13 protein-coding genes are annotated in these 12,909 nt (G+C 40.8%); 2 read left to right on the top strand and 11 right to left on the bottom strand.

Features of this window, described 5'->3' with window-relative positions; all coding sequences use genetic code 11:
- The first annotated feature begins 67 nt into the window (after positions 1–67).
- Together ABS766_RS04430 and ABS766_RS04425 are read left to right on the top strand one after the other, a co-directional pair.
- Positions 68–628: a YeeE/YedE family protein gene (locus ABS766_RS04430; protein ID WP_408083916.1), complete on the top strand. Its 561-nt coding sequence runs from the start codon at positions 68–70 to the stop codon at positions 626–628.
- 7 nt (positions 629–635) lie between these two features.
- Positions 636–1,049, top strand: a complete 414-nt coding sequence (locus tag ABS766_RS04425; RefSeq protein WP_408083915.1) for a DUF6691 family protein — start codon at positions 636–638, stop codon at positions 1,047–1,049.
- 61 nt (positions 1,050–1,110) lie between these two features.
- Here the strand turns inward: ABS766_RS04425 and ABS766_RS04420 are convergent, their stop codons facing one another.
- The 11 genes from ABS766_RS04420 to ABS766_RS04370 form a co-directional block, all read right to left on the bottom strand.
- Positions 1,111–2,910, bottom strand: coding sequence for an acyl-CoA dehydrogenase family protein (locus tag ABS766_RS04420; protein ID WP_408083914.1), 1,800 nt, complete (start codon positions 2,908–2,910; stop codon positions 1,111–1,113).
- A gap of 37 nt (positions 2,911–2,947) precedes the next feature.
- A complete protein-coding gene (locus tag ABS766_RS04415; protein ID WP_408083913.1) occupies positions 2,948–3,310 on the bottom strand; it encodes a four helix bundle protein in 363 nt (120 codons plus the stop codon).
- Positions 3,311–3,344: 34 nt separating this feature from the next.
- Positions 3,345–4,526: an acetyl-CoA C-acyltransferase gene (locus ABS766_RS04410; protein ID WP_408083912.1), complete on the bottom strand. Its 1,182-nt coding sequence runs from the start codon at positions 4,524–4,526 to the stop codon at positions 3,345–3,347.
- 86 nt (positions 4,527–4,612) lie between these two features.
- A complete protein-coding gene (locus ABS766_RS04405) occupies positions 4,613–7,003 on the bottom strand; it encodes a 3-hydroxyacyl-CoA dehydrogenase/enoyl-CoA hydratase family protein (RefSeq protein WP_408083911.1) in 2,391 nt (796 codons plus the stop codon).
- An 86-nt stretch (positions 7,004–7,089) separates the two neighbouring features.
- On the bottom strand, positions 7,090–7,539 hold the full coding sequence (locus ABS766_RS04400) for a MarR family winged helix-turn-helix transcriptional regulator (protein ID WP_408083910.1): 450 nt from the start codon (positions 7,537–7,539) through the stop codon (positions 7,090–7,092).
- A 153-nt stretch (positions 7,540–7,692) separates the two neighbouring features.
- A complete protein-coding gene (locus tag ABS766_RS04395) occupies positions 7,693–8,130 on the bottom strand; it encodes a hypothetical protein (RefSeq protein ID WP_408083909.1) in 438 nt (145 codons plus the stop codon).
- Positions 8,131–8,132: 2 nt separating this feature from the next.
- Positions 8,133–8,855, bottom strand: a complete 723-nt coding sequence (locus ABS766_RS04390) for a phosphodiester glycosidase family protein (protein ID WP_408083908.1) — start codon at positions 8,853–8,855, stop codon at positions 8,133–8,135.
- Entirely contained in the window at positions 8,856–9,638 is a 783-nt protein-coding gene (locus ABS766_RS04385) for a fatty acid desaturase family protein (RefSeq protein WP_408083907.1), read from the bottom strand.
- A gap of 137 nt (positions 9,639–9,775) precedes the next feature.
- Complete coding sequence (locus tag ABS766_RS04380; protein ID WP_408083906.1) at positions 9,776–11,554, bottom strand: AMP-dependent synthetase/ligase; 1,779 nt, start codon at positions 11,552–11,554, stop codon at positions 9,776–9,778.
- A gap of 86 nt (positions 11,555–11,640) precedes the next feature.
- Positions 11,641–12,210 carry a hypothetical protein gene (locus ABS766_RS04375; protein ID WP_408083905.1) on the bottom strand — a complete coding sequence of 190 codons (570 nt, stop codon included), beginning with the start codon at positions 12,208–12,210 and terminating at the stop codon, positions 11,641–11,643.
- 93 nt (positions 12,211–12,303) lie between these two features.
- The gene (locus tag ABS766_RS04370) at positions 12,304–12,888 is read right to left on the bottom strand and encodes a hypothetical protein (protein WP_408083904.1); all 585 of its coding nucleotides are present in this window, start codon (positions 12,886–12,888) and stop codon (positions 12,304–12,306) included.
- Positions 12,889–12,909: the final 21 nt, after the last annotated feature.

Raw genomic sequence — 12,909 nt, 5'->3', positions numbered from 1 at the left:
CTAATAAATGTTTGTTTTTGTTATATCTAACGCCTACAAACACTATTTTTGTACAAAATTTTATTTTATGTATAGTTTTTACGGTACCTGGCCCTGGTATGTGTCGGGTTTTTTAATAGGGGCAATTATGTTATTGCTTATATATTTTGGTAAAACCTTTGGTATGTCATCTAACCTTCGCACTATGTGCAGTGTGTTGGGGGCAGGTAAAACCTCAGATTTCTTCCGGTTTGACTGGAAAGCGCAGCGCTGGAACCTTGTTGTAGTGCTTGGTGCTGCCCTTGGCGGGTGGATAGCCGTTACTTTTTTAAGCGATGACAGCGGTGTTATTTTAAACCCACAAACGGTAACCGAATTACAGCACATGCATATTGATGCCCCGCAGGGTAAACTACTGCCAGATGCTTTTACTTCTGCCAAAGCATTGCAATCTCCTAAAGTATGGGGAATATTATTGCTTGGCGGCCTTTTAGTTGGTTTTGGCACACGCTATGCCGGTGGTTGTACATCGGGCCATGCCATAACAGGGCTGAGTAATTTGCAGTTGCCATCGCTTATAGCAGTAATTGGCTTTTTTATTGGCGGACTGATAATGAGCTGGTTTTTGTTACCCTTAATCTTTAATTAAAAGCATCATGAAGTTTATAAAATTTTTATTAGTAGGGTTGGTATTTGGTATTGTACTAACCAAAAGTGAAGCCGTATCATGGTACCGCATTTACGAGATGTTCCATTTTCAGTCGTTCCACATGTATGGTATAATAGGTACGGCAGTAGTAGTGGGTGTTATTGGCATACAGCTTATAAAACGTAATAATATAAAAGACATTACCGGGCAGCCTATTGTAATACCGGACAAAACTAAGGGATATAAAAATTACCTTATCGGCGGACTCATTTTCGGGTTAGGCTGGGGGCTTGTAGGCACCTGCCCAGGGCCTATATTTATATTGATAGGTGCAGGATTTTTGGCTGTAGGTATTATATTTATCGGAGCACTACTGGGTACTTACCTTTATGGTTTATTAAAAAATAAATTACCGCATTAAAAAACCGCTTTGAAAATATTTCAAAGCGGTTTCTCCACTAAAAATATAAAATTATTTTTATTTAAAACGGATAATTATTTTCTGCAACAATTTTGGCAGTAATAGTTTCACGAAGCGCTACTACATTAGGTAAGTTGTTGTATTTGGTAAAGCGCTTAAGCCCCATAAGCATCATGCGCTGTTCATCACCTTCTGAGAATGATGCTATACCTTCTTTACCTTTTGTATTTACAAGGTCAACGGCATGGTACAGGTAAAGTTTTGCCATGGCAATTTGCTCTTTGGCGTTTTCTTCGCCTTTTGCCTTAGCTAACTTTTCTGTGCGTAGTATGGTTGACTCCGCCATATATATTTCTATAAGTATATCTGCCGCTGCCATGAGCAACATCTGGTGCTGGTCTAAATCAGGGCCGTATTTTTGTACAGCGCTGCCGGCAACCATTAAAAATGCCTTTTTAAGCTTAGCAATCATTTCTTTTTCTTCAGCAAACAGTTCAGAGTAGTCAGGAATATCAAACGATGGAATACCCATAAGTTCTTCGCCAACTTTGGTAGCAGGGCCTAACAAATCTACATGGCCTTTCATGGCTTTTTTAACAAGCATGCCTACTGCCAGCATACGGTTAATTTCGTTTGTTCCTTCGTATATACGGGCAATACGCGCATCCCTCCAGGCACTTTCCATAGGCGTATCTTCGCTAAAGCCCATTCCCCCAAAAATCTGTATGCCTTCATCGCTACAGTTTTGCAGGTCTTCACTCACGGCAACTTTTAGTATAGAACATTCAATAGCAAATTCTTCTACACCTTTAAGCTCGGCATCCTGGTGGCTTTCACCGTTGGCCATACGTGCTTCAATACGGTCTTCTATGCTTTTGGCAGCACGGTAACAGGCGCTTTCGCCTGCATAAACACTGGTTGCCATTTCAGCAAGCTTAGCACGTATAGCACCAAAGTTTGCTATAGGAGTTTTAAACTGTACCCTTTCGTTGGCATATTTTACGCTTCCGTCAATTATCCTGCGTTGGGCATCAAGACACGCTCCTGCAAGTTTAATGCGGCCTACATTAAGCGCATTCATGGCAATTTTAAAACCGTTGCCTCGCTCGCTTAACATATTTTCTACAGGCACTTTTGTTTCATTAAAAAATACCTGGCGGGTAGAAGAGGCACGTATGCCCAGCTTATGTTCTTCCTCGCCCAGGCTTATGCCATTAGAAGGGTCATTTTCTACAATAAACCCGGTTATATTTTTATCGTCTTCAATACGGGCAAATACAATAAACAGGTTGCAGAAACCTGCATTAGATATCCACATTTTCTGGCCTGTAATTTTATAATATTTGCCATCTTCGCTCAATACCGCTTTTGTTTTTCCGGAGTTGGCATCAGAGCCTGCACCCGGCTCGGTAAGGCAATACGCGCCAAACCATTCGCCTGTTGCCAGTTTGGGCACATATTTTTGCTTTTGCTCTTCTGTACCGTAAAGGGTAATTGGCATGGTACCAATACCCGTATGGGCGCCAAATGCTGTTGAAAATGAGCCTGTAGCCCCACTGATGTAATCGCAAACCAGCATGGTGCTTACAAAGCCCATACCCATACCGCCATATTCTTCCGGCACGGCTATACCTAAAAAGCCAAGTTCGCCGGCTTTGCGCATGGTTTCTTCGGTAAAGGCATAATCTTTCTTTTCAAAACGTTCTTTATACGGCCATACCTCACGATCTATAAATTCTTTAACCGTGTCGCGCATCATAATCTGTTCTTCCGAAAAATCTTCGGGAGTAAATACATCTTCGCTTTTGGTTTCCTTAACCAGAAACTGGCCGCCGCGGGTTATATCTGCTATTTCTGACATTTTTATTATTTTAAATGATGAATTTTAAATTTTGAATTTATTGCAATGATGCAGGCTTAGCTTGCTGTGTGGTTTTAATTATTTTAGTAATTATGTTTATAATGTGTTCGATTTCATTCAAATAATCAGAAACAGTTATATTAGTAAGAGATGACTTGTCTAAGAGCCTTAACCAATATTTTGTTTCCCTTGCTTCTTTAGACGCTATTGCCATCTTGCTAATAAAGTCTTTCCTGGATTGTGCAGCGATAGCTTCTTCTACATTGGCACCAATGCTTGTTCCGCTTCGTAACAATTGTTTTGAAATGATGAATTCATTTTCTTTTTTTAATTCAGAATAAAGATTAATAATATTTAATGCAAAGTCAAAAGTTCTGACAGCTATAATATTATCTTTCATACATTTAAAATTTAAAATTCATCATTTAAAATAATTAAAGTATCTCAAACACCCCTGCTGCACCCTGCCCGGTACCTACACACATGGTAACCATGCCATATTTATTACCGCGGCGTTTAGCTTCATCCAGTAACTGAACAGTTAGCTTTGCCCCTGTACAACCCAGCGGGTGTCCTAATGCAATGGCACCCCCGTTTACGTTTACAATGTCAGGGTTAAGCCCCAACTCACGTATTACGGCAAGCGACTGCGATGCAAAGGCTTCGTTTAGTTCTATTAACTCAATATCTTCAAGTTTCATATCCGCCTGCTTTAATGCTTTTGGTATAGCCCTTACCGGACCTATACCCATAATACGTGGCTCTACACCGGCGGGTGCATAGCTCACAAGCCTTGCGATAGGTTCAAGGTTAAGCTCTTTAACCATAGCCTCGCTCATCACCATAACAAAGGCAGCGCCATCACTCATTTGGGACGAGGTTCCGGCAGTAACGCTACCATCGGCAGCAAATACCGGTCGCAGTTTTGCAAGCGCTTCTAAAGACGTATCGGCGCGCGGGCCTTCGTCTTTGGTAACCGTGTATGATTTTGTAGCTTTTTTGCCGTTGGCATCAACATACACCTGCTCTACGGTTATGGGTACAATCTGTTTGTCAAATTTCCCTTCTGCCTGTGCTTTTAATGCTTTTTGGTGCGATTTGAAACCGAATTCATCCTGGTCTTCGCGGCTTACCTTATATTTTTTAGCTACTGCTTCAGCAGTTAACCCCATACCCCAATAATAATCTTCATGGCCTTCTTTGGCTATTTTATAATCGGGAACCGGTTTGTAACCACCCATGGGTATATAACTCATGCTTTCTGCGCCCCCTGCAATAATACAGTCGGCCATACCACTCTGAATTTTAGCAGTAGCCATTGCGATAGTTTCCAGTCCGCTGGCGCAGTAACGGTTTACAGTTACGCCGGGTACATCAACCGTATCAAGCCCAATAAGCGATATAAAACGCCCAAAATTGAGCCCCTGTTCGGCTTCCGGCATGGCATTACCCACAATAACATCGTCTATACGGGTTTTGTCAAGCTGTGGAAGCTCTTTCATAATATACTGAATGGTTTCAGCGGCCAGTTCATCCGGCCTTTTGAATCGGAACACACCTTTTGGAGCTTTGCCCACAGCGGTTCTGTATGCTTTTACTATATATGCGGTCTTCATTATTTTAAATTTTGAATTTTAAATTCTGAATTATGTTGAATCTTGCTTAGGCCATTTAAAATTTATAATTCAACATTCAAAATAAATTAATTACGTAACGGTTTCCCTTTAGTTAGCATGTGCTGAATACGTTCAAGGGTTTTACGCTCTCCGCAAAGCGATAAAAAGGCTTCACGCTCAAGGTCTAATAGATATTGCTCACTAACCAAAGTAGCTTCGCTCAAATTACCACCTGCCATAACCCATGCCAGTTTGTTGGCAATTTTTTTATCGTGCTCACTTATGTAATTACCGGCATACATACTGTCAGTCCCTACAAGGAACATACCCAGTGCCTGTTTGCCCAGTACTTTGATATCATTACGTTTTACAGGTTGTGTATATCCGGCTTCGGCTAATATCTTAGCATATTTCTTGGCTTCGGCAATCTGGCGGTCTTTGTTTACCACCACTACGTCTTTGCCTTTTTGCAGCACGCCAATATCAAAACCTTCATAAGCTGAAGTTGATACTTTTGCAGTACCTATGGTTAAAAAATATTCACGTAGTACATTAAGCTCTACATCATCTTTATGCCAGGTATCTGCGGCACGTACTGTCATTTCTTTAGAGCCGCCACCGCCGGGTATCACCCCAACGCCAAACTCTACAAGGCCAATATAGGTTTCGGCAGCAGCCACCACTTTATCGGCATGCATGCTCATTTCGCAGCCACCACCCAGTGTCATGCCATGTGGGGCAACCACTACAGGGATTGACGAATAACGCACGCGCATCATGGTGTCCTGAAACATTTTAATAGCCATGTTAAGCTCATCATATTCCTGCTCAACCGCCATCATGAAGATCATGCCCAGGTTGGCTCCTACCGAGAAATTAGCTGCCTGGTTACCAATTACAAGCCCGTCATATTCTTTTTCGGCTAAGTCTATCGCTTTATTAATGCCTTGCAGCACCCCGGCTCCAATGGTGTTCATTTTACTCTGGAACTCCAGGTTAATAATACCATCGCCAAGGTCTTCTATAATAGCACCGCTGTTGCTCCATATTTTTTTGCTTTCGCGGATGTTGTTCAGTATAATGAATGCATCCTGTCCCGGTATTTTTTTATGTGATTTAGAGGCAATATCATAATAGTACGTATTGCCCTCTTTAACGGTATAGAAATTTTTAATGCCGGCATCCAGCATTTCCTGCACCCAAGATGCGCCATTCAGCCCTTCGGCTTTAATGAGTTCAAGCCCTTTTTCAACCCCAACAGCATCCCATATTTCAAAAGGGCCATTTTCCCATCCAAAACCGGCTTTCATCGCATCGTCTATTTTGTACAGGTCGTCTGTAATTTCAGGGATACGGTGGCTTACATAGGCAAACGTGCCTGCAAAATTTTTGCGGTAAAATTCACCCGCCTTATCTTCTCCACCTACCAGTACCTTAAAGCGGTCAATAGGCTTGTCAATAGTTTTTGTTAGTTCTAATGTAGCAAAAGAAGCTTTTTTCTGCGGATGGTACTCCAGCGTATCAAGATCCATTGCCAGTATGTCTTTATCTACTTTTTTATAGAAGCCCTGTCCGGTTTTACTGCCCAACCATTTGTTTTCCATCATGGTATTGATGAAATCCGGCAGTTTAAACAGTTCATGCTGTTCGTCATCAGGGCAATTTTCATAAATGCCGTTGGCAACATGTACCAAAGTATCAAGCCCAACCACATCAACCGTGCGGAAGGTAGCCGATTTTGGCCTGCCGATTACCGGGCCGGTTAATTTATCCACTTCTTCTACAGTTAACCCCATTTCCTTAACCTGGTGGAACAAACTCATGATGCCATAGATACCAATACGGTTACCAATAAAGGCAGGGGTATCTTTTGCCACAACCGAAGTTTTGCCTAAGAACTGCTCTCCATAATTATTAAGGAAAGCCAGTACTTGAGGGTCGGTTTTAGGGCCGGGGATTATTTCGAAAAGTTTAAGGTAACGCGGGGGATTAAAAAAGTGGGTGCCACAAAAATGTTTCTGGAAATCTTCGCTGCGGCCTTCGCTCATAAAGTGAATAGGAATACCGGAAGTATTAGAGGTTATTAGTGTGCCGGGTGTACGGTATTTTTCAACCTGTTCAAATACTTTTTGCTTAATGTCAAGCCTTTCTACTACCACTTCAATAATCCAGTCGGCTTCTGCTATTTTATGCATATCATCTTCGGTATTGCCGGTTGATATGCGGCTTGCAAATTTTTGGTGGTAAATAGGGGAGGGTTTGCTTTTAAGTGAGTTGGCTAGGTGCTCATTAACAATTCGGTTGCGTACAACCTTGTTGTCAAGTGTGAGGCCTTTTTTCTGTTCTGCTTCCGTTAATTCCCTTGGCGGGATATCCAGCAGCAGTACTTCTACACCAATATTGGCAAAATGGGCTGCAATGGCGCTACCCATAACGCCGGAGCCAATAACGGCTGCCTTTTTAATAGTGCGTTTCATTTGTTTTTCTTGTTTTTCTTACTACCCGGGTGCTATGCCTGCTGTTACGCAGCTAAGGCCAGGTTATAGTTGTTGTTTTATATTTATTACGAGCCGCCTTCATCATTAAAAATCTGGCGTTCGGCTATCAGTTCGTTTATCTTTTCGGCTACTTCTATAAAGGCATCCAGTTTTTCCTGTGGCAGGTGTTGTTTTATTACTTCATTAAAGGTAAGTACCCTGTCTTTACTCAAATCCCGCTTTTCCCTGCCCAGTTCCGTAAGGTGGATAATAACACCACGGCCGTCTACTGGATTTTTTTTCCGCTCGATAAGCCCTTTTTCTTCCATACTTTTCAGGGTACGGGTAAGGCTTGTGGGTTCCATACCCATTTGTGGACCAAGTGAGGTACTGGATATGCCATTTTCTTTATCAATACTAAGCAGTGCAAACCCAACCGACATGCTGGCGCCATATTTAGAAGCTTCTTCATTATACATCCTGGATACTGCCTGCCATGTAGCCCTCAGTATATAATCAATCGTTTTTTCTTTCATATAGATACCTTCAAATATACAAAATATTATTATGCATGCATATTAAATTGTAAACAAATTTTGGGATGTTGCTAAAAAATAATTGTGATTTTTATGATATGTGCCACATACCCCTTTACAAGGTACTAAAATTTTTAATATTGCTGAGCAATATTATTTTGTGGAGAAGATAAGGGTAGGGGTATGCCATAAATGACTATTCTTTAGAGAAGGACTGGTTGTAAGAATTTTTAATTTTTCTATGGCTTCTTCTTCAATAAAATATTTTTCAGGTTGTTCTATTAATTTTCCGTTGATAACTATATTTACAATAGGCTCATTTTTTAAGCTTTCCGAATTTGTAATAAGGTCTTTAATGCAGATTAGTTTGTTATGCCTCTTACGCTCAATATGTATTATTCCGGCTTTGTGTGATGTATATAAAGTATCTACAGGTAATTGCTCTGCCCGGACACTTTTTATATTTTCGGGGTTAATAAATATCTTTTTAGCGTTAATTTTAATACTATCAACGTAAACCCAGTTTGTGTCTTTATTCTGTGCGAATAAAGAATAAGTAGATAATAGTAATAAAATCAGCAGGGTTTTCATAATTATTTGCTTGTTACTCCAATCATCACACCAAAATTGCCATCTGTTTGTGGCCAGTTTTCAGTAGGTGCATAGGCACGCGAAACAAAACCATCCAGATATAATGCATTTTTACAGCCTTTGTTTTTAAAGTACATGGCAAAATCATACAGGTTTACTTTTGCTTTACTCATGGCAAACAATACCTGGCCGTTTGGTAAAATACCCACACCGTTGCGAATATTTACAAATGTTGATCCGTCCTTAAAAGCACTGTGTATTTTACCATCTATGACTAGCATAGGGCCGCTTTGCGTGGCATATTGTATGCTGGGCGAGGGCTTAAAATCTTCTGTTTGGCAAACTGCTGCTTTATTATCCTTAGTTACATAAAATACTCCGTTAGGCTTTAAGTAAAAATTGCCGCTGGCGTTACGGGTGTTAACCTTATTAATCAGTTGGCCATCTTCTATATAACAACCCACCGGCGAAAAATCTTCCTGAAACATGCCCCCGTTCATGGCAAATTGCAATTTTTTACCTTTAGCTTCTGTATGCTTTTTCAGGTTGCCCAGACTTCCGATGCGTTTGCCGTTACCATCTTTATAATACAGGACAATGTTTTCGGTTGACGGGTTGGCGGTGTAAGTGATAAAATTTGAATCACTGCTGTTAAATGACGGTGTAAACGCCAGTAATAATACAATGGCAGAAACAGCCGCTATCAATAAAACGCCCTTTTTCATTTAGAATGTTTGTTTCTTTTTTATTTCGGGCAGTGCTTCGTCAATTCGGCGGGCGAGTTCGGGCAGTTTTATGGTAGGTACGGCAGGAAAGAGGTGATGCTCCAGATGGTAAAACATACTAAAGGTTAATTTGTTCTTCCAGCCACTGCGCTGAGTACGGGCTAATTCGGGATGGTCATGCGTATCGTGGTGTACGGTCCACACGGCAAAGAACGCCATTAAAAATTCGCCGGCAAGCATAACTATAATGTGGTAAATAAGCCAGTGGATGTTCAAATAAAACACAATACCGCAAAACAGAGCTATAGAAAACAGTTCCAGGAGCATGTTGCGCCGATAGTTTTTATTGCTAAGCTGCCACGTTACCTTATGGATAAGGAACATATGTACAGGGCCATACAGTATAGCGCCATACCAGCTCATAGCTGCCGATTTACCCTCATAATCTTCGTTACCCAGGCAGTATTTGTGGTGCCTTATGTGATTGAATTTTACGGCATGTATAGAAACCAGCATCAATATACTGTTGAGATATAATGAAAGCCAGGTTAAAAATTTATTGGTACCCAATGAATTATGGAAACCGTTGTGTACCTGCCGCAACCCGGTAAGGAAAAAGAATGCCGAAAACGGAAGTGCCGCCCAATAATATCCACAGTAGGCCAGGGCTATGGAAATAATAAACCAGGGTATGGTAAGGTTATTTTCAATAAGCATCTCTTTTACGGAAAGACTTTTGAGGTCTTTCCATTGCACGGCGCGGACAATTTCCTGTTGGTTCATTGGTACTGGTATTGGGTTCGATAAAGTTACGTATAAAGCTTTTAGAATTAAAATTCAGGTCTAAAAAAAAGCAGCCCTAAAGCTGCTTTATAATATCATAAAGTTGAATCATTAAACAATCTAAAATACTAAAAAAGCTATTTATCCCCTCCGTATATTTTATCGTAAAGCTTTTTGTACTTTTCTTTTACAGCCTTACGTTTCAGTTTAAGGGTAGGGGTCATTTCGCCGCCTTCTACACTCCAGGCTTCGGGGGTAAGCTCAAACCGCTTTACCTGCTCCCAGTGGCCGAATTTCTTGTTGATTTCATCCACTTCCTGCTTAATGCGGTCGTTTACCTCCTTATTATTAGCGATATCCTCATTGCTGCTTACGGAAATACCCTTGCGCGCTGCCCACGATTTTACAAAAGCAAAATCAGGCTGTATGATTGCGGCTGGCATTTTTTCGCCTTCGCCCACTACCATAACCTGCTCTATAAAACGGCTCTGCTTCATGGCATTTTCTATAAGCTGCGGGGCAATATATTTACCGCCAGAGGTTTTAAACATCTCCTTTTTACGGTCGGTTATCTTTAAGAAGCCCTCATCGTCTACCTCGCCAATATCCCCGGTATGGAAGTAGCCATTGGTCATAACCTCGGCTGTTTTCTCCGGGTCGTTATAATACCCCATCATCACGCTGTCACTCTTGGTAAGTATCTCCCCGTCTTGGGCAATTTTTACCTCCACGCCTTTAAGCGGCTTTCCTACGGTACCGATTTTGAAACCGTGGTTGCGCATATCGTTTACCGCAATAACAGGTGAGGTTTCTGTAAGGCCATAGCCCTCCATAAGGTTGATTTCTGCAGCGGTAAATACCCGTACCAGGCGGGGCTGTATTGCCGCGCTGCCGTTTACAATAAGACCGATTTCACCGCCAAGCCCGTCTTTCCACTTACTGAAAATAAGCTTGCGGGCAATTTTTAGTTTGAACTCATACCAGGGGCCGTTTGCCCCGTAAGGTTCATATTTATGGCCAAGTTCTACGGCCCAAAAAAACAATTTTTTCTTAATACCTGTTAGCTCGCTGCCTTTGGCAATAATAGCATCATACACCTTTTCTATAAGGCGGGGAACTGATGTTATTACATACGGCTTGGCTTCTTTTATGTTGGCGCTTACTTTTTCTATACTTTCTGCAAAATAAATAGATACCCCCACGTACTGATAAATATATAGTATCATACGCTCATAAATATGACATACGGGAAGGAAACTGAGGCCCACACTTTTACCTTTTTCAAACGGTACACGCTCTTCGCTCATTAATACATTACTAACTATATTTTTGTGCGAAAGCATTACCCCTTTTGGCCTGCCAGTGGTGCCGCTGGTATAGATAAGCGTGGCAAGGTCATCGGTTTTAACCGACTTTTTAATGTCTTCCAGTTCCTGCTGGTTGCTGTCGTCTTTCCCCAGTTCCAGTATATCACTCCAGTTTTTGCAGCCAGGTACATCTTCAAAAGAATAGATTTCCTTCAGGTTCGGCAAGTTGCCTTTAACCGAATTTATCTTCTGGTACAGTTCCTCGTTAGATACAATGCAGTATATGGCGCCGCAGTGGTTTAGCACATATTCAAAATCTTCTTCGGATATGGTAGGATATACCGGCACGTTTTGCGCCCCGGTTTGCAGTATACCAATATCGGCTATATTCCACTCGGTGCGGTTATTGTGGGAGATAATAGCAATTTTATCATCTTTTTTTATGCCCATTCGCAACAGCCCGCGCGAAATCGTATTGGCTTTGTCTATATATTCCTGCGTTGAGGTTGGGACCCATTTGTCTCCGTATTTGGTTACCAAGGCCTCTTTTAAATTATATTTTTCCAGTTGGTAATAGGGGAAGTCAAACAGGCGGGTTACGGTGTCCATAATTATTTGCTATAATTTTACTATGCAAATTAGGGAAAAAATATAATATTAACCACAAAATTGTGAATTTAAAAAGGGACTGTAACCTAAAACTTCAGCTTGTAATATTGCGGTTGTTGGGAGTAGTATGTTTTTATATAAGCTGTTTTATTTTTGATATATGACTGTAGCACATCCTGAATGCCGCAGGCGGTAAGCCCGATTTTTTTGCAAAGCTTAAATGTGCCATTTTTAAACTCCCATACTTCCAGGCTATTATCATAATCGGTATGCGGACTTTCTATGGCGAGAATGTAATTGCCGTACATATACGGGTAGCCTGTAACCTCTGTAAACGAATAAGGCTCCGGGCGGATGAGATAGTAACTGTCTTTTATTTCATCCATCATCTCCAGTACATAAAAATCATTAAAAATTTTACCGACAGGCTCATATACCATAACACCGTCTTCATACCAGTCGGTATAAGGATGATCAATACCAGGTATGTGTACCTCATTATCCTCTTTTACAAAGCCAGCGCTTGGCTGCACAGTATCGCCCTGTACAAAATGTTGCTCAAATTCCTGCTGTGTAATTTTTATAAGGGCATCGCACTGCCCGTAGGTAAGGGTAGTGGTAAGGATGAGTAAAGCGAGGTATAGGGTGGTTTTCATGGGGTTGGTTTATGTTTTTTGCTGGTGCGAGCGTCACGCTCGCACCCTTGTTATTATGGCACGAGCAAGGATGCTCGCGCCAGCGGGGGGAAGTTACTTATCAAAAATTTCTTCAAATTTATTTACAAGCAACACAAATTTTTTTCGCTCTTCAAAACCAGGTACCTTTTCTGCTATAAAATATTCAGCGGAATAGGATTCAAATTTAGAATAATTGTTATCTCTTAAAATTTCAAATTTGATATTTGTGCCATCATCAATACTTCTAGTTTGGATAACACCTTTTTCATCCGTCCATTTTTGTATGTTAAGTTTTCTGGTGTCGATCGCCACAAGACTATCAATGGCATAATCTTTTATAAATTTCCAGTAATGTTTATATTTTCGTTTAGGAACTTTTATTTTTTTAATTTTCCTTTCTCCTTTAAAAGAAAAGAACGCTTTATATTTTTCAATGCTACCGTCATTATTGTAAATCAAAAAGTCCGAATTTGTCCCACCATACCAGTAGTTGGTATATCCTGCTTTTATAATAAGGGCATTACTATCTTTCAGGTCTAATAGCTTAACATAATTAAGGGTGTCATTTTTTGATTGAAACTTTATTTCAGGTATGTTAAACTCCTGTGAATAGATTCTGAAGGTAGTAATAATAAGTAGAAGCAATAGCTTGTTCATAATAATTGTAATTGGGTAGGC

This window comes from Flavobacterium rhizosphaerae, from assembly GCF_046000445.1.
GTDB classification, from domain to species: Bacteria; Bacteroidota; Bacteroidia; order Flavobacteriales; family Flavobacteriaceae; genus Flavobacterium; species Flavobacterium rhizosphaerae.
The sequence above is the reverse complement of the archived record's forward strand: the minus strand, read 5'-3'. Positions and strand labels throughout refer to the sequence as shown.